Here is a 17,385-nt window from a genome sequence, read left to right on the forward strand (position 1 = left end):
GAGTCGCGTCTCCCGAGACGATCAGCGCACGAGGCAGGGGCGCTTGGGGTCGAAGGTCCAGCCGGGGATGAGGAACTGCATCGCCGCAGCGTCGTCGCGGGCACCGAGCCCGTGGCGTTCGTAGAGGGCGTGCGCGGCCTCGACCGCCGCCCAGTCGATGTCGATCCCGAGGCCGGGCTGCTCGGGCACCTTCACGCGGCCGCCCTCGATGCGCAGCGGCTCCTTGGTGAGGCGCTGGCCGTCCTGCCAGATCCAGTGCGTGTCGATCGCCGTGACCGTGCCGGGCGCAGCGGCGGCGGCATGGGTGAACATGGCGAGCGACACATCGAAGTGGTTGTTCGAATGCGAGCCCCAAGTGAGGCCGTGGTCGCGGCAGGTCTGGGCGACGCGCACGGCGCCCGACAGCGTCCAGAAATGCGGGTCGGCGAGCGGGATGTCGACGGCGCCGAGCTGCAGCGCGTGCACCATCTGCCGCCAGTCGGTGGCGATCATGTTGGTGGCGGTGGGCAGGCCCGTGGCGCGGCGGAACTCGGCCATGATCTCGCGGCCCGAGAAGCCGGCCTCCGCCCCGCACGGGTCCTCCGCATAGGCGAGCACGTCGCCCCTGCCCTTGCAGAGCCGGATCGCTTCAGCCAGCGACCACGCGCCGTTCGGATCGAGGGTGACGCGGGCCTGCGGGAAGCGCTTGGCGATGGCGGTGACGGCCTCGATCTCCTGCTCGCCCGGCAGCACCCCGCCCTTGAGCTTGAAGTCGTTGAAGCCGTAACGCTCGTGCGCGGCCTCGGCGAGCCGCACCACGGTCTCGGGCGTCAGCGCCTCCTCGTCGCGCAAGCGGAGCCAGCCGTCGCGCGCCTCCGGCTCGCGGTAGGGCAGGTTCGTGCGGCGGCGGTCGCCGACATAGAACAGGTAGCCCAGCATCTCGACCGCATCGCGCTGCTGGCCCTCGCCGAGCAGAGCCGCCACCGGCACGCCGAGGAACCGGCCGAGCAGGTCGAGAAAGGCGGATTCCACCGCCGTGACCGCGTGGATGGTGACGCGCAGATCGAAGGTCTGGAGCCCGCGCCCGCCGGCATCCCGGTCGGCGAAGCGCGTCCGCATGGCGTTGAGCACCCCGTTCCAGGCGCCGAGGGGCTGCCCGAGCACGAGGTCGCGGGCCTCCTCCAGGGTCCGGCGGATGCGCTCGCCGCCCGGCACCTCGCCGAGGCCGGTAGCGCCGGTCGAGTCGGTGAGCACCACGAGGTTGCGGGTGAAGAACGGCCCATGCGCGCCCGAGAGGTTGAGCAGCATGCTGTCGCGGCCGGCCACCGGCACCACCCGCATGGCGGTGATCGTCGGCGTGCCGCGCGCGAGCGCGGGGCGAGGCGGGGTCTCCATGGGGCGTGCTCCCGGTCCGACGGCCTCTTGCGGGCCGTCCTGCAAGCGGGCGGCCCTATCCGGGCCGCCCGGTCGGCCCATCTAGACCCGGTCAACGATGCCCGTCCAAGCCAAAGGCTGAATTGATCGATGCGGGCAGGGCATCGGTCAGGCGCGCGCGCCCTCCTCCACGAGGCGGCGGAGCTGATCGATCAGCGGGTTGTCGTGGTCGCGCCGCCACGCCAGGACGAGCTCGACGGGCCGGGGCCGCTCCAGGGCGAGAGGGCGGTAGGCGACGCCGTCCAGGCGCAGCCGCTCGGCAGCCTGGGGCACCAGCGCGAAGCCGAGGCCCGCCCGCACCAGGGCGAGGATCGAGTGGATCTGCGCGAGCTGCTGCACGGTCCTCGGCTGCACGCGGGCCTCCGCGAACAGGCCGGCCACGAGGTCGTAGAAGTAGCGCGCCTCGTGCGGCGCATAGGCGATGAACGGCATCCCGTCGAAATCCGCGAGCGCGAGGGTCTCGCGGCCGGCGAGCGGGTGGTCGGCGGGAAGCGCGGCGACGAGGGGCTCGGCGCGGGCGCGGACCGCGTCGAGATCCGGATGCGTCACCGGCGGGCGCACCAGGGCGGCATCGATGCGGCCGGCGAGCAGCTCCTCGATCTGGTCCTTGGTCACCATCTCGCGTAAGGAGAGGGTCACGTCGGGGAGCGCGGCGCGGCAGGCGGTGACGAGGTTCGGCAGGAAGTCGTAGGCCGAGGCCGCCGTGAAGCTGAGCTTGAGGGTGCCGGCCTTGCCGGCCGCGACCTGGCGGGTGACGTGGGCGGCGGCCTCCGAGAGCCGCAGGATGCGCACCGCCTCCGGCAGGAAGCTGCGGCCGGCGGCGGTGAGGCGCACGGAGCGGCTGGAGCGTTCGAGGAGCTGCACGTCGAGGATGCGCTCCAGCACCTGGATCTGCCGCGACAGGGGCGGCTGCGTCATGCTGAGGCGGGCCGCCGCCCGCCCGAAATGCAGCTCCTCGGCAACGGCCACGAAGCAGCGGATCTGGCTGAAATCGAGCACGCGCGCCTCCCGCCGTCCCCGGGCTCCGGGCCCGGAGACGCCCAAGATAGCGCCTGGGACCCGGCCCGTCAGCGCAGCATGACGCGCTGGATCTCGCCCGCGACAAGGCGGCAGGGCACTGCCACGCGCACGGGTCGGATCGGCCGCTTGGGGGCCGGGGCGCCCGCCGGAGAGCGGGCCTGCTCTCCCGGACGGGCTTTTATGTCAATCGACGAAGGAGACGCCCAGCTTGCGGCCGCGCCGCCAGCGGACCAGGCAGGGGCGGTCGATCAGGAGCGACGCGACCACCAGGCGGAAACGCTGCGGCACCTCGTCCTCCGGCTCGATCTCCAGCATGGCGCCGAGCGGGGTGCGGTTCCAGACGAGGCAATCGACCGGCCCGCGATCCTGGAGGACGATCTGCCCCAGCTTGAAGGCATCCATCCGATAGGCCTTCCGGCGCTCGATGATCATGGATCCGGTTCCGCTGCTGCCGAACCGAAGCTGGCGCCGATCGCTTAAATTTGTCTCCCCCCGAGCGCGTGGTTTTCGCGGTATCCGGAAACCCTCGTCCATGGCCGGGAGCCGGCGCCGCACAGCTTGGAGCGGACGGCCGTGACAGGATCGCGCCATCGTTGCGCATCCATTCAGGCCCCGGCGGAGGGCGCCAGTCCCCTATCCGGATCGGCACGGGAGCCCCCATGATCGAAGCCAAGCCCGTTCCGGCGAGCTGACGCGTTTCCATCTCGCCCGCGAGATCGAGAGTCCGCGAGATCGAGAGTCCGTGAGATCGAGACCTGGGGCTGGCGGATCAGGCGCGCAGCGTGAGGCTGTCGCCGCGCAGCTCCGCCGGCTCGGCCTCGGGCGGCGGGGCCGGGCGCTCCTCCCGCAGCAGGCGCAGGGCGAGGCAGAGGGCCACGACCGGAATGCCCGTTGCCGAGGTGATGACGAAGAAGGTCGGATAACCGACCGCCTCGACGGCGAAACCCGAGAGCCCGCCCACGAACTTGCCCGGCAGCGCATAGAGGGAGGAGAGGAGCGCGTATTGCGTCGCCGCAAAGGCCGGCGAGGTCAGGCTCGACATGTAGGCGATGAGCGCCGTGCCCGCGAAGGCGCCCGCGAAGTTCTCGATGCTGATGCTGGCGATCAGCAGCGGCAGGTTGTGCCCGGCGAGCGCCACCCAGGCATACATCAGGTTCGAGGCCGAGGCGGCGATCCCGCCCACCAGGAGCGCGTTGAGGAGACCGAGCCGGCTCACCGCGATCCCGCCCGCGAAGGCGCCCGCGACGCCGATCCAGACCCCGTAGACCTTCGACACGGTGGCGATCTCGGAGAGCGAGTACTTCATGTCGATGTAGAGGGGGTTCGCCATGATGCCCGACACGATGTCGGGCAGGCGGTAGAGCGTGATCAGGAGGAGGATGAGCCCGAGCCCGGCCCCCTTCCGGCGCGCGAGGTCCGAGAAGGGATCGACCACCGCCTCCCGGAGGGCCGTCCGCCAGCCCCGTCCCGCGGGTGGATCCGCGGCCTGCACCTTCGGGGCGGCGAGGCAGCCCGCGATCGCGATCAGCATCAGGGCCGCCATGGTGACGTAGGCGGGCGTCCAGCCGAAGGCATCGGCGAGGAAGAGCGCCCCGGCGCCCGCGCAGATCCGCGCGAGGCTGTAGCCGAGCTGGTAGGCGGCCAGCATCATGCCCTGGCGCTCGGCCGGCGCGGAATCGATGCGCCAGCCGTCGACCACGATGTCCTGCGTCGCCGATGCAAAGGCGATGGTGAGCGCACAGACCACCATGTAGCCGAGCGAGCGCGACGGGTCGCCCTGGCTCATGGCGAGGAGCGCGCCCGCGACGAGGAACTGCGCGGCGAGCATCCAGCCCCGGCGCCGCCCGAGGAGCCGCGCCAGCACGGGCAGGTCGAAGCGGTCGATGACCGGCGCCCAGATGAACTTCAGCGTGTAGGCGAGCGAGACGTAGCTGAGCAGCCCGATGCTGGAGCGCTCGATGCCTGCCGTGCGCAGCCACGCCGAGAGCGTCGCGAAGACGAGGAGGATCGGGAGCCCCGCTCCGAATCCGAGAAGCAGCATCAGGGCCATACGCTTGTCGCTGGCGACGTCGCGCAGGGTCTGCCGGGTGCCGTCGAGCCAGCCGGTCGTCATGAATTCCTCGTTCCTCGCCTGAAGCCGTTCCGGAAAGGTGCCCCCGGTTCTCCGCCGAAAACCCGCGCCACGCCAGCATCCCCGGCCGGCGAAGCCTCGGCTGGCCGACGCTTCGCTTGGGGGCCGCGCCGCAGCGCACTCCGCCCGAGGAGTGAGGCGGCATCATGGTTCACGATCCGTTAACGTCCCGCCGGCGGGCCGGAGCCTCATGACATGAGCGAAATGACATGGGCGAAGTGACATGGGCGAAGAATCCCGCGGGATGAAGCAGATAAGGTGGGAACCGGAGGTTGTCGCCCGGGGTTCGCTCGTGGGAGACTTGACTTCAGAGGGTGGTGCTCTGCTCGGTTGCACGGTGCCGCCCTTGCGTCATGCAGCCGGCGGCGCTGCGCAGCGGAGCAAGGGCGATGGCCGGGGCTGCCCGCCGATCGATCAGGACCACGGAGAAGCGCCCCCGCGCCGCGGTGCCGAGGGCCGACGAGACCTTCGCGGCGGCGATCCGCGCGAGCGGTGTGCCGATGCTGCTGGCCGAGGCCCGGCCGCCCGGTTATCCGGTCGCCTTCGCGAACGAGGCCTTCTGCCGGCTCACCGGTCATGCCGCCGACGAGATCCTGGGGCGCGACTGCCCGTTCCTGCAGGAGGCCGGGAACGGTGGCCTTCCCCTCGCGCATCTGCGCGCCGCCCTCTCCCGCGGCGAGGAGGCCCGGGGCGAGGTCCGGCTCGCCCGCAAGGACGGGATGTTCGTCGGCGCGGCGGTGAGCGTGAGCCCGGTGCGGGTCGCCTCCGGCACCCGCTACGCCTTCGCGGTGTTCACCGACGTGGCCGCGCGGGAGGATGACGACGCGGCCGGTTCCCGCGCCGCGCTCCAGGCGGCCCTCGAGCACCGGACGGAGCTGCTGCACGAACTCGACCATCGGGCGAAGAACACCCTGCAGGTGATCGCCTCACTGCTGATGCTGCGGGCCCGCCGCGGCCCGGATGCGGCCACCCGGGCGATCCTCGACCGGATGGCCGAGCGCGTCGGCGCGCTCGCCGCCGTCCAGCGCCTTGGCGGGCCGGATGACGGGTGCCTCGACCTGCGGGTCTTCGCGGAGGAGATGGCGGGCGAGCTCCTGGCGGGGGTCGAGCCCGGTCGCATCACCGTCTCGGTGGAGGTCGAGCCGATCCTCGTCCCGGCCGCCAAGGCGGGGCCGCTGGTGCTGCTGCTGCACGAACTCGCCGTCAACGCGATCCGCCACGCCTTCCCGGACGGGCGGCGGGGGAATGTGCGGATCGCCGCCGCGCGCGCCGACGGGCGGCTCGCCCTGGAGGTAGCGGATGACGGCGTCGGCCTGCAGGCGACCAATCCGCCGCGGGATGGCTTCGGCCTCAGCCTGATCGCCATGGTAGCACGTCAGCTCGGCGGCGTCCTCGTCTGGGACGAGGCTCGTCCCGGCACGCGGGCGCAGGTCTCGCTGCCGCTCGATGCGGCGGGGGCGTGAGGTCGCCCCTCCGAAGTCTTGGTATGACGGCCGTGGAGGCCGGAACGGCTCTCATGCCGAGGAGCGTGGCCGCTTGCATGCCCTCAGGTTCGATCGAGCCTGCGTCAGCCCAGGCGAGGATGTCCGCTCTCCCTGTCCCGGGCGCATGCAACGGCAGCGGAATGCGACCCGGGACCAGCACAAGACGTCGCGCAGCGACCGCTTGTTCGGCCACGCTGGAGGCAACCGGAGCCGCTTCGCGGCAACTCACCGTGCTGGGTCCCGGATCTCCTAGCGCTCCTGTCGTCCGGGAAAGCGGGAAGGGGCGGAGAATCCGGAAAGGGCGAAGACCCTGTGATCCGGTCTCCGCACCGATCCTCCGGAAACCGCGTCACGCGTCCCGGGCGGCCTTCAGCCGGTAGAGCGCATCGAGGGCCTCGCGCGGCGTGAGGCCGTCCGGATCGAGGCCGCCGAGGAGGTCGCGCAGGGCGTCCGGCTTCGGTGCGGGCGGCGGTTCGGGCGCCGGCGGCAGGGCGGCGAAGAGCGGCAGCTCGGCAACCGGCGCGCGGCGGCCCCGCCCGCCATCGCCCTTCTCCAGATCGGCCAGGATCACCTTGGCGCGGGCGATCACCGAGGCCGGGAGGCCGGCGAGCCGGGCCACCTGGAGGCCGTAGGAGCGGTCCGCCGCTCCCGGCACCACCTCGTGCAGGAACACCACGTCGCCCTTCCACTCGGTCACCTTCAGGGTGGCGTTCGAGAGGCGCTCGAGCCGCCGCGCGAGCCCGGTGAGCTCGTGGAAATGGGTCGCGAACAGCGCCCGGCAGCCCGTGACCTCGTGGAGATGCTCCAGGCAGGCCCAGGCGATCGAGAGCCCGTCGAAGGTCGCGGTGCCGCGCCCGATCTCGTCGAGGACGACGAGGGAGCGGCGCGTCGCCTGGTTCAGGATCGCGGCGGTCTCCACCATCTCGACCATGAAGGTCGAGTGGCCGCGCGCGAGGTCGTCGGCGGCGCCGACCCGCGAGAACAGCCGGTCGACGAGGCCGAGATGGGCGGAGCGGGCCGGCACGAAGGCCCCCATCTGGGCCAGCACCGCGATCAGCGCGTTCTGGCGCAGGAAGGTCGACTTGCCGCCCATGTTCGGGCCGGTGACGATCAGGATCTGGCCGGCCTCCCGGCCGCTGCGCGCCTCGTTCTCGCTCCCCGACAGGTCGCAGGAATTGGCGATGAAGGGCTCGCCCGCCTGCCGGAGCGCGGCCTCCACCACCGGGTGGCGGGCGCCCTCGACCCGGAAGGTCAGGCTCTCGTCGAGGACGGGCCGCGTCCAGTCGAGCTCGACCGCGAGCTCCGCGTGGGAGGCCGCCACGTCGAGGGCCGCGAGCGCCGTCGCCGCCGCGTTGATCGCCGCGGCCTGGTCCATCACGGCGGCGGCGAGGGCCTCGAAGATCTCGAGTTCGAGGGCGAGCGCCCGGCCGGCCGCGTTGGCGATGCGCGATTCGAGCTCGCCCAGCTCCACGCTGGTGAAGCGCATCGCGTCCACCATGGTCTGGCGGTGCACGAAGGTCTCGCGCCAGGGATCCTTCAGCAGGGTCTCGCCGACCGCCTGCGGCACCTCGATGTAGAAGCCGAGCAGGTTGTTGTGCTTGATGCGCAAGCTCCGGCAGCCGGTCTCGGCGGCGTAGCGGGTCTGGAGCCCTGCGACGAAGCGGCGGGAATCGCTCTGGAGCGCACGCGCCTCGTCGAGCTCGGCCCGGTAGCCCTCGCGCACGAAGTTGCCGTCGCGCCTGACGAGCGGCAGCTCGTCGGCGAGCGCGGCGGCGAGGGTCTCGACGAGCCCGTCGCCCACGGTGGCGAGGAGCCGCGCGGCCTTGCCGATCTCCCCCGGGAGCGCACCGGCCCCCGCGAGCCGCGTCGCGATGCTGCGGGCCGCGTCGAGGCCGTCGCGCAAAGCCGCGAGATCCCGCGGGCCGGCCCGCCCGACCCCGATGCGCGAGAGCGCCCGGGCCATGTCGGGCGCCCGCGCGAGGTCGGCGCGGAGCTCCGCCCGCAAGGCCCCCTCGGCGACCAGGAAGGCCACCGCGTCGTGGCGGCGGCGGATCAGCGCGAGGTCGGTGGAGGGGCCGGCGAGCCGCTCCGCCAGGAGCCGCGCGCCGGCCGCCCCGACGGTGCGGTCGATGGCCGCGAGCAGGCTCCCGGCCCGCTCCCCCGACAGGGTGCGGGTGAGTTCGAGATTGGTCCGCGTCGCCGCATCGATGAGCAGGCTGCCGCCGGCACCCTGGCGGGCGGGCGGGCTCAGCGGCACCCTGGCGCCGAGCTGCGTGCGGGCGATGTAGTGCAGGACGGTCCCGGCCGCCGCGATCTCCGTGCGGCTGAAGGCGCCGAACCCGTCGAGGGTGGCGACGCCGAACTGCTCCTTCAGCGCCCGCTCGGCCGAGGCCGGGTCGGCCTCGCCGCGCCCGAGCGGCGTCACCGCGGCACTCGTGTCGCGCCATAGCCGGGCGAGGTCCGGATCGGCGTGAATCGCCTCGGCCATGACGATCTCGCGCGGCTCCAGCCGGGCGATCTCGGCCGGGAGCCCCTGCCCATCGATCTCGCTCAGGGTGAAGCGCCCGGTCGAGATGTCGACCGCGGCGAGCCCGTAGGTCCAGCCGGACTCCGAGGCGCGGCGGCGCGCCAGGGCGAGGAGGAGGTTGGCGCGGGCCGGATCGAGGAGCCGCTCCTCCGTGATCGTGCCGGGGGTGACGAGGCGCACCACCTCCCGGCGCACCACCGATTTCGAGCCGCGCTTGCGGGCCTCGGCCGGATCCTCGGTCTGCTCGCAGACGGCGACCCGGTGCCCCAGCGCGATCAGGCGCTGGAGGTAGTCGTCCGCCCGCTCGACCGGCACGCCGCACATCGGGATGTCGGCGCCGCCATGCTTGCCGCGCTTCGTCAGCACGATGCCGAGCGCCCGCGAGGCGACCTCCGCATCCTCGAAGAACAGCTCGTAGAAATCCCCCATCCGGTAGAACAGCAGCAAGCCCGGATTGGCGGCCTTGATCTCGATGTACTGCGCCATCATGGGCGAGGCGGCGGGCTCGGCCGCGGCGGCGCGCCGTCCGCGTGGCGGAGGCGGAGCGTCGTCCGCCGGCTCGTGAGGCTCGTCGCGCAGCAGGCGCCGGCCGAGGTCGCTGTCCATCGTCATCGGGGCTGACACTAGCAGAGGAAGGCGGCCGTTCCAGGCGGCCGCCGCGTTCTCCCCCGGGGTTCTCCCCCGGGATGATGGGGATGACGGACGGGCTGCGGGAGAGCGCCCGAATGGCGCGGCTCCGTTCCCGTCACCGGCGTCCGATCAGCTTACCACCGGCTCGCCGACCCTGACTGAGAACCCAGCCGCAAGGCGCCCCCGATGGCAGCCCCACCGGTCTTCATGCTGAGGTGCTCCTGGCGATCGAAGATCGCACGGAGCCTCTGGCCGGCATCAGCCGGCACGCACGCCTGACCGCTGGTCCGAGGCTCTGGCGGGATGGGATCATCGGTCCGGGGTGCGTGCCGGCTGATGCCGGCCAGAGGCTCGCTGACGCTCGCACCTCAGCATGAGGAGTGCGGCGGCTTCCACGCAGGTCAGGTTCTATTTGGGGACGATGCGCCCGGCCGAGGCATAGGCGGACCGGACGAGGTCGCCGAGGCAAACACTTTGCTTGAGCCCCGCCTCGGGCGGCCCTATGGGACGTCTCCCATGGTCAGATCAGACTAAAGGCGAAGAAGGTCCCGGCATGAGCGAGTCCCGTCCCACCACCCGCCGCGCGCGCCCGACCTTCACCGACCAGGAGGCGCTCCAGTTCCACGCGCAAGGGAGGCCGGGCAAGCTGGAGGTCGTCGCCACGAAGCCGATGGCGACGCAGCGCGACCTGTCGCTGGCCTATTCGCCCGGCGTCGCCGTGCCGGTCCTCGCCATCGCGGAGGATCCGGCGCTCGCCTTCGACTACACGGCCAAGGGCAACCTCGTGGCGGTGGTCTCGAACGGCACCGCGATCCTCGGCCTCGGCAACCGCGGCGCGCTCGCCTCGAAGCCGGTCATGGAGGGCAAGGCGGTCCTGTTCAAGCGCTTCGCCGATATCGACGCCTTCGACCTTGAGGTCGGCACCGAGGACCCGGAGGCGGTCATCAATTGCGTGCGCTACCTCGGGCCCACCTTCGGCGGCATCAACCTCGAGGACATCAAGGCGCCCGAGTGCTTCATCATCGAGGAGCGCCTGCGGGAGCTGATGGACATCCCGGTCTTCCACGACGACCAGCACGGCACCGCGATCATCGCGGCGGCGGGCGTGATCAACGCGCTGCACCTCACCGGCCGCGACATCAGCCAGGCCAAGCTCGTGGTCAACGGCGCGGGCGCGGCCGGCATCGCCTGCATCGAGCTCCTCAAGGCGATGGGCTTCGGTAACCAGAACGTCATCCTGTGCGACACCAAGGGCGTGGTCCATGCCGGCCGCACCGAGGGCATGAACCAGTGGAAATCGGCCCATGCGGTCGAGACCTCCAAGCGCACGCTCGCCGAGGCCATCGAGGGCGCCGACATCGTGTTCGGCCTCTCGGTCAAGGGCGCCTTCACGCCCGACATGATCCGCGCGATGGCGCCCCAGCCGATCATCTTCGCGATGGCCAACCCCGATCCCGAGATCACGGTCGAGGAGGTCGCGCAGGTGCGCGACGACGCCATCGTGGCGACCGGGCGCTCGGACTACCCGAACCAGGTCAACAACGTGCTGGGCTTCCCCTACATCTTCCGGGGGGCGCTCGACGTGCGCGCGACCACGATCAACATGGAGATGAAGATCGCGGCCGCGCAGGCGCTCGCCGCGCTTGCCCGCGAGGACGTGCCGGACGAGGTGGCGGCGGCCTATCAGGGCACCCGGCCCCGCTTCGGGCGGGACTACATCATCCCGGTGCCCTTCGACCCGCGGCTGATCCATACGATCCCGCCGGCCGTGGCCAAGGCCGCCATGGATACGGGCGTCGCCCGCAAGCCGATTCCCGCGATGGACGGCTACCGGGCCCAGCTCTCGGCCCGCCGCGACCCCGTCGCCGGCACCCTCAACCGCATCTTCGAGCGGGTGCGCAAGTTTCCCAAGCGCGTCGTCTTCGCGGAGGGCGAGGAGGAGGTCGTCATCCGGGCGGCCGTGTCCTTCGTCAACCAGGGGCTCGGCACCGCGATCCTGGTCGGGCGCGAGGACCGGGTGCTGGCCAATGCGGATGCCGCCGGAATCGACCTGTCGGGACGCGACAACATCGAGATCCACAACGCCGCGAAGTCGGACCGCAACCTGGTCTACGCTCAGTTCCTCTATGCGCGGATGCAGCGCAAGGGCCTGCTGTTCCGCGACTGCCAGCGGCTGATCAACCAGGACCGCAACCACTTCGCGGCCTCCATGGTGGCGCTCGGCGACGCGGACGCGATGGTTACGGGCGCGACCCGCAACTACTCGGTCGCCCTCGACGACGTGCGCCACGTCATCGACCACAAGCCGGGCCACCGGGTGATCGGCGTCTCGCTCTGCCTCGCCCGCGGGCGCATCGTGCTCGTCGCCGATACGGCGATCCACGAGATGCCCTCCGCGCCGGAGATCGCCGGCATCGCGGTCGAGGCCGCGGGCGTCGCCCGGCGCCTCGGCTACGAGCCGCGCGTCGCGCTCCTCTCCTTCTCGACCTTCGGCCATCCCAAGGCCGAGCGCGCCGAGAAGGTGCAGGAGGCGGTCAAGATCCTCGACGGGATGCGGGTCGACTTCGAATATGACGGCGAGATGTCGGCCGATGTGGCGCTCAACCGGGAGGTGCTGGCCCAGTATCCGTTCAGCCGGCTCAAGCAGCCCGCGAACGTGCTGGTGATGCCGGCTTTCCACTCGGCCTCGATCTCCACCAGGATGCTGCAGGAGCTCGGCGGCGCGCAGGTGCTGGGGCCGCTGATCGTTGGCCTCGACAAGCCGGTGCAGATCGTCTCGCTCGGCGCCACCGACACCGATCTCGTCAACATGGCGGCACTGGCGGCCTTCAACATCGGCGGGTGAGCGTCCCGCTACGAGCGCCGCAGAACCTCTCCGGCCTTGCAGGCGGGACAGGACTATCGAAAGTGAGACACCGCGCAGGCAGCAATGGTGCTTCTGGTCCGTGTTGATCCGTTGGAAAATGGATGCGCACGACACACCCCTCTCCCACTTGGGAGAGGGGTTCCCCGCGCTCGATCATCCCCGAACAGATCAGCCGGAAGCCGGCTAGATAGAAACTGACCTGCCTGGAAGCCGCCCTGCACCTCAGCATGAAGGCCGGCGGGGCTGCCATCGAGGGGGCCTTGCGGCCGGTTTCATCTCTCAGGGGCGGCCCGGCCGGTGGCAACTTATACCAACGGCCCAGGCTGCCGAGGCAGCAGGTGCTGCCGCACACGCTCACGCATCGGGCCGTCGACCCATCTCGAATTGTCGATGCCAAGCCAAAGGCTTTGTGACGAGGCTTGGCGAAAATCCGAGAACGGAACCAATGGTCATGTCCAAGGCCCGTCGGTATTACCGGCTCGTCGCGAGGCTGTTCGCCGGGCTCGGCAGCCCCACCTCCGTTCGATCCTCCCGCCCCGCGGCCCGCACCCAGGCGAGGCTCAGCGCCGCGACCAGCATCGGGGCGGCGAGCGCCGCGCAATAGCCCGACCGGTCCCAGCCCGCCGCCATCAGCAGGCCGGCGAGCGAGGGCCCAGCGACGGCGCCGAGGCGGCCGACGCTCATGGCGAGGCCGGTGCCGGTGGTCCGCACGCTCGCCGGAAACACCGCTGGCACCACCGCGTACATCGCGTTGATCGACGCGTAGAGGAAGAACCCGATCGCCAGCGTGGCAGCGAGAAGGAATGCCGGCGTCGGCGGGACAAGGCCGAGGATCGCGCCCGCGAGACAAAGCCCGACCATCATCGCGGCGGCGAGCCGGCGCGTCCCGATCCCGCGGGCGCCGAAGCCGAACAGCAGGCAGCCGACCACCCCGCCGGCGTTCATCAGCATCGCCCCCGAGATGCCCCCGCTGATGCTGAGGCCGTGCTCGGTCAGCACCTTCGGCGTCCAGCTGAGGAAGAAGTAGGAGGTCATCATCACGCAGAAATATGCGAGGCAGGTCGCCGCGGTCCGTGCGGCGTAGGGCGGTCGCAGGAGAACGAGCGGGCCCACTCCCGCCAGGATCTCCGTCCGGGAGACGGCGGGCAGCGCGGCGAGGGTCGGGCGCCCCATCCGCGTCAGCACCCGGTTGATCTTCGCGAGGGCGCCGGCCGGCCGTCGGGCCATGAGATAGTCGATCGATTCCGGCATGAAGGCCAGCACCGCTGGGACCAGGACCAGGGCGACGAGGCCGCCGAACACGTAGACCGACCGCCAGCCATAGGCCTCGATCAGGACGACCGAGAAGGCGCCCCCGAGCGTCGCCCCGATCGGATATCCAAGTGACATCAAAGAGATAGCCAGATTGCGCCAGCGGTCCGAGGCGTATTCCGCCACCACGATGTTCACGTTGGCGAGCCCGCCGCCGATGCCGAGGCCGGTGAACAGCCGCACCAGCGCGAGTTCGCCCAGGCTCCGGCTGAAAGCCGCCGCGAGCATGCCGGTGCACAGGATCCCGAGGCACAGGAGCAGGGTGGTGCGCCGCCCGAGCCGGTCGCCGAGGGGACCGATCAGCAGGGCGCCGAGCCCCATCCCGGCGAGCCCGGCGCTGAACAGCAGCCCGAGATCGGTGGGCGAGAGGGCGAAGTCGCGGGCGATGGCCGCCGCCGTGAAGGCCACCACCAGCACGTCGAAGCCGTCGAGGGCGCAGATCAGGATGCAGATCGCGACGACGACGACCTGGAAGGCGGTCATGTCGCCTTCCCGGATCGCCGCCCGGGGATCGGCGTCGGGGCTCGTATCGGGCATTGTTTCCTCCTGTTTCGTGTCTTTTGGTCCGGCTCCGGCGATCTCGTGCCGCCGCGGGTCGCCGTCAGGCGGTCCGGTCCGCGGTATCGATGGTGAGGCAGCCGCCGGCCGTCCGCGACACGCAGGTGCACAGATGCGTGTTCGCCGCCTTCTGGGCGTCGCTGAAGAAGACGTCGCGGTGGTCGACGGGACCCTCGGCGGCGAGGATCCGCACGGTGCACAGGCCGCACTCGCCGCGCCGGCAGTCGAAGATCATCCCGACGCCGGCGGCTTCGAGGGCCTCCAGCATCGTCTGGTTGCGGGCGACCATGATCTCCCGGCCGAGCCGGGGGATCCGGACCGTGAACGGCTCCGTCGCGTAGCGGCCGCTGTTGCCGAAGGTCTCGAAGCGCAGCCCCTCCACCGGCCGGCCGCTCTCCTGCCACGCGCGCTTGGACGCCTCGAGAAGACCGATCGGCCCGCAGACATAGAGTTCGCCGCCCGGCCTGAGGCGCGCGAGCGCCGCCGCCAGGTCGATCCGGCCGCCCTCCTCGTCGACGAAGAGTTCGAGCCGGTCGCCGAGCCGCTCGCGCAGTTCCTCCGCGAAGGCGAGATCCTGGCGTTGCCGCACGGCATAGAGCAGGCGGAACGGGGCGCCCGCCTCGGCGAGGGCGAGCGCCATGCCGATGATCGGCGTGATCCCGATGCCGCCGGCGACGAGCAGGTAGTCCGGCCGGCCGTGCGCGAGGGGAAAGTGGTTGCGCGGCCCGGCGATCGTCAGCCGGGCGCCGGGCGCGAGACCGTGCATGGAGACCGAGCCGCCGCGGCTGTCGGGCAGCCGCTTCACGGCGATGCGGTAGAGGCCCTCCGGGCAGGGGCCGATGACGGAGTAGGACCGCGCGTCGGGCCGGCCGCCGATCGTCACCGCGACGCTGATGTGGCTGCCGGGAGCCGGCGGGATGAAGCCGCCGGCAGGTTCGATCTCGAACAGGCGGATGTCGGGCGTCAGGTCCCGGATGCCTCGCAGCCGGGCCGGCCGCCACTCGGTGATGCTGTGCATGGCCGGGTCACTCCGCCGCCGCAAGGTCGGACGAGGTGCCCGCTTGCGTCCTGCCCTCGGCTGCGCACATCCCGTCGATCAGGCGGTGGGCCCACAGGGCGCCGGCATCGATGTTCAGGTTGTAGAACGGCTGGCGCGGATTCTTGCTGATCGCCCGTTGCTGCGCCTCCAGCACGTCGTGGTCCTGGTCGTAGACGCCGCGGCCCTGATTGACGTGGGCGAGGTTGAGCGATCGCGTCAGCTCGGCGTCGTCGGTGCGGAAGTTACGCACGAAGTTCCAGAAGTAATGGCAGCTTGTCCCGGTCTCCGGCGTGATCGCGGCGAGGAAGAAGCCGTTCACCCCCTGCGAGCGGTCGCCCTGCCGGGCGCCGGTTCCGGTCAGCGCCACGCCGACATCGCCCGCGACCACGCAGGGCGCCTCGAAATGGATGATCTGCCAGCGGTCGACATGGCCGGGCCGGCCGAGGAGGCGCGCCCAGAACGGCGGCGGCTCGATGTTCTCCATCCAGCGCTCGACGGTGACCTTGCGGTCGGTGTGGGTCACCTCGAACGGATTGCGGGTGATCGCCTCGTCCCCGATGCTGCCCGCATGGACGTAGGTCTCGTGGGTGAGGTCCATCAGGTTGTCGATCACCAGCCGGTAATCGCATTGCAGGCTGTAGAAGGTGCCGCCCTCGCCGACCCAGGGCGCGTCGCTGTTCCAGTGGAAATCCGGCACAGTGTCCGGGTCCGCGAGCGCCGGATCGCCCATCCAGACCCAGATGAGGCGGTAGCGCTCCACCACGGGGAAGGCCCGCACGCAGGCGGAGGGGTTGATCGTCTCCTGCGCCGGCATGAAGGTGCAGCGGCCGGCCGGGTTGAAGATGAGCCCATGATAGCCGCAGACCACCTCGTCGCCGTGGAGGTGGCCGAGGGAGAGCGGCAGCAGCCGGTGCCAGCACGCATCCTCCAGGGCGGCGACTTGTCCGTCCGTCCGGCGGTAGAGCACGATGCCGGTGTCGCAGATCGTCCGCGCGGTCAGCTCGCGCTTGATCTCATGGTCCCAGGCCACGGCGTACCAAGCGTTCAGCGGATAGGGTTTCGCTCCGGCCATCGGTTTCCTCCTGATCGTGTTTCATTGGTGCGCGCGGCCGCGCCCTGACGCAGCGGCGGCGGGGTTTCGACACGGACAATCTGTGCAAGAAAGCGTCTCGGCCGCTGTGCAGGGCCGTACGGTTTCCTCCCGGTGCTCTTCACGGCCGTCTTCAGGCGGCTCGATCGAACTGGTTTAATTCTTAAACTGGGAGAAATCCCGGTGCCATGGACGGGGACCGGAAACACTTGGACGGATCTGGCACGGCTCCCGCCGGTCCCAGGTCCGGGGGAGATGGCGATGCGCGCAGCCGAACCGCGGACGATCCCGGTCTTCGGCCTCTACGGTGAGGTCGCCGAGACCACGATCCCGGGCTTCGTCCACGCGGAGCGGATCGGGTCGAGCGCCTCCCTGCACGGGTGGGAGATCGGCGTTCACCGACATGTCAACCTGTCCCAGGCCCTCGTGGTGACCGAGGGCGGCGGCATCTCGCGGATCGACGGACGGCAGGACGTCATCGTCGCTCCCTGGCTGATCTGGGTGCCGGCGAGCGTGGTGCATGCCTTCTCGTTCCGGCCGGGGACGGACGGCATCGTCCTGTCCGTTGCCGACGACTTCCTGGGGTCGGTCATCGAGCACGACCACGAGGCGGCGCGGCTGCGCGAAGCCGCGGACGCGATGTTCAGCGGCCGGCTCGGCGCGCCGGACGAGATCGACCTCGACCTCAGGCTCATCCTGGACGCCCTCGCGCACGAGGTGTTCGGCCATCTGCCTGGGTCCATCAGCGTCGTCGCGGCGCTCGCCAAGCTCGTCCTGGTGGGGGTTCTGCGCACGCGGGCGGCCCGGGCCATCGTCGAACCCGCGGCCGTGGCGCGGGCCGACCTCCACCGCCGGTTCCGCCGGCTGGTCGAGGCGCATCTGCGCGAGAACTGGCCTGTGGCGCGCTTCGCGGCCGAGCTCGGCGTCAGCACCGACCGCCTGCACGCCGCCTGCACCGAGGCCGTCGGCCGGGCGCCCCAGGTGATCATCCACGACCGCCTGATGCTCGAGGCCAAGCGCAGCCTGATCTACACCACCCTGTCGGTTGCGAAGATCGCCTTCGATCTGGGATTCAACGATCCTGCGTATTTCTCGCGCTTCTTCTCTAGCCGCGCGGGAATGAGTCCGGCCGCCTACCGGAAGCGCGGGCATGCGGAGCCTGCGCCGCAGGCCTGAACGGCAACCCGCGCGAGGCACGGGCCGCCGGACGGCGGAGACGATCTCCGCCGGGATGCGGCGTCAGCAGGCCGGGCCGTTGGTATCATGCGGTGACGGCGCATCTGGCGGTGGGACATCCGCGCCTGCCCGATCAGCGC

At 71.2% G+C, this 17,385-nt stretch carries 11 protein-coding genes; 3 read left to right on the forward strand and 8 right to left on the reverse strand.

The features are described from left to right. Window positions 1-21 precede the first annotated feature (21 nt). The 4 genes from gudD to MNOD_RS33525 form a co-directional block, all read right to left on the reverse strand. Window positions 22-1,374, reverse strand: coding sequence for a glucarate dehydratase (gene gudD, locus MNOD_RS33510; RefSeq protein WP_015933399.1), 1,353 nt, complete (start codon window positions 1,372-1,374; stop codon window positions 22-24). Between the two features lie 147 nt (window positions 1,375-1,521). Beyond that, the gene (locus MNOD_RS33515; RefSeq protein WP_015933400.1) at window positions 1,522-2,412 is read right to left on the reverse strand and encodes a LysR family transcriptional regulator; all 891 of its coding nucleotides are present in this window, start codon (window positions 2,410-2,412) and stop codon (window positions 1,522-1,524) included. Window positions 2,413-2,616: 204 nt separating this feature from the next. Continuing rightward, complete coding sequence (locus MNOD_RS33520) at window positions 2,617-2,865, reverse strand: hypothetical protein (protein ID WP_015933401.1); 249 nt, start codon at window positions 2,863-2,865, stop codon at window positions 2,617-2,619. A gap of 337 nt (window positions 2,866-3,202) precedes the next feature. Then, window positions 3,203-4,546, reverse strand: coding sequence for an AmpG family muropeptide MFS transporter (locus MNOD_RS33525; RefSeq protein ID WP_015933402.1), 1,344 nt, complete (start codon window positions 4,544-4,546; stop codon window positions 3,203-3,205). 407 nt (window positions 4,547-4,953) lie between these two features. Here MNOD_RS33525 and MNOD_RS33530 point away from each other — a divergent pair, with 407 nt between their 5' ends. Continuing rightward, window positions 4,954-6,027, forward strand: a complete 1,074-nt coding sequence (locus MNOD_RS33530) for a sensor histidine kinase (RefSeq protein ID WP_015933403.1) — start codon at window positions 4,954-4,956, stop codon at window positions 6,025-6,027. Between the two features lie 370 nt (window positions 6,028-6,397). Here MNOD_RS33530 and mutS read toward each other — a convergent pair whose 3' ends face one another. Further along, entirely contained in the window at window positions 6,398-9,187 is a 2,790-nt protein-coding gene (gene mutS, locus MNOD_RS33535) for a DNA mismatch repair protein MutS (RefSeq protein ID WP_015933404.1), read from the reverse strand. 571 nt (window positions 9,188-9,758) lie between these two features. On the opposite strand from mutS, the gene MNOD_RS33540 reads away from it, so the two are divergent. Next, window positions 9,759-12,050, forward strand: a complete 2,292-nt coding sequence (locus MNOD_RS33540) for an NADP-dependent malic enzyme (protein ID WP_015933405.1) — start codon at window positions 9,759-9,761, stop codon at window positions 12,048-12,050. A gap of 492 nt (window positions 12,051-12,542) precedes the next feature. Here MNOD_RS33540 and MNOD_RS33545 read toward each other — a convergent pair whose 3' ends face one another. The 3 genes from MNOD_RS33545 to MNOD_RS33555 all read right to left on the reverse strand — a co-directional run bounded on the left by MNOD_RS33545 (window position 12,543) and on the right by MNOD_RS33555 (window position 16,051). Continuing rightward, window positions 12,543-13,919, reverse strand: coding sequence for an MFS transporter (locus MNOD_RS33545; RefSeq protein WP_015933406.1), 1,377 nt, complete (start codon window positions 13,917-13,919; stop codon window positions 12,543-12,545). 64 nt (window positions 13,920-13,983) lie between these two features. Further along, window positions 13,984-14,958 carry a PDR/VanB family oxidoreductase gene (locus MNOD_RS33550; protein ID WP_015933407.1) on the reverse strand — a complete coding sequence of 325 codons (975 nt, stop codon included), beginning with the start codon at window positions 14,956-14,958 and terminating at the stop codon, window positions 13,984-13,986. Between the two features lie 7 nt (window positions 14,959-14,965). Next, the gene (locus tag MNOD_RS33555) at window positions 14,966-16,051 is read right to left on the reverse strand and encodes an aromatic ring-hydroxylating dioxygenase subunit alpha (RefSeq protein WP_015933408.1); all 1,086 of its coding nucleotides are present in this window, start codon (window positions 16,049-16,051) and stop codon (window positions 14,966-14,968) included. Between the two features lie 279 nt (window positions 16,052-16,330). On the opposite strand from MNOD_RS33555, the gene MNOD_RS33560 reads away from it, so the two are divergent. Further along, window positions 16,331-17,245 (forward strand): helix-turn-helix domain-containing protein, encoded by a 915-nt coding sequence (locus MNOD_RS33560; RefSeq protein WP_015933409.1) that lies wholly within the window; start codon window positions 16,331-16,333, stop codon window positions 17,243-17,245. Window positions 17,246-17,385: the final 140 nt, after the last annotated feature.

It is taken from the genome of Methylobacterium nodulans ORS 2060 (assembly GCF_000022085.1).
Classification (GTDB): domain Bacteria; phylum Pseudomonadota; class Alphaproteobacteria; order Rhizobiales; family Beijerinckiaceae; genus Methylobacterium; species Methylobacterium nodulans.

Excerpts from the sequence above, each read along its gene's own strand:
- MNOD_RS33520 (WP_015933401.1), bottom strand. The coding sequence starts at position 2,865 with ATGATCATCGAGCGCCGGAAGGCCTATCGGATGGATGCCTTCAAGCTG.
- MNOD_RS33530 (WP_015933403.1), top strand. The coding sequence starts at position 4,954 with ATGGCCGGGGCTGCCCGCCGATCGATCAGGACCACGGAGAAGCGCCCC.
- MNOD_RS33525 (WP_015933402.1), bottom strand. The coding sequence starts at position 4,546 with ATGACGACCGGCTGGCTCGACGGCACCCGGCAGACCCTGCGCGACGTC.
- mutS (WP_015933404.1), bottom strand. The coding sequence starts at position 9,187 with ATGACGATGGACAGCGACCTCGGCCGGCGCCTGCTGCGCGACGAGCCT.
- MNOD_RS33560 (WP_015933409.1), top strand. The coding sequence starts at position 16,331 with ATGCGCGCAGCCGAACCGCGGACGATCCCGGTCTTCGGCCTCTACGGT.
- MNOD_RS33555 (WP_015933408.1), bottom strand. The coding sequence starts at position 16,051 with ATGGCCGGAGCGAAACCCTATCCGCTGAACGCTTGGTACGCCGTGGCC.
- MNOD_RS33550 (WP_015933407.1), bottom strand. The coding sequence starts at position 14,958 with ATGCACAGCATCACCGAGTGGCGGCCGGCCCGGCTGCGAGGCATCCGG.
- MNOD_RS33545 (WP_015933406.1), bottom strand. The coding sequence starts at position 13,919 with ATGCCCGATACGAGCCCCGACGCCGATCCCCGGGCGGCGATCCGGGAA.
- gudD (WP_015933399.1), bottom strand. The coding sequence starts at position 1,374 with ATGGAGACCCCGCCTCGCCCCGCGCTCGCGCGCGGCACGCCGACGATC.
- MNOD_RS33540 (WP_015933405.1), top strand. The coding sequence starts at position 9,759 with ATGAGCGAGTCCCGTCCCACCACCCGCCGCGCGCGCCCGACCTTCACC.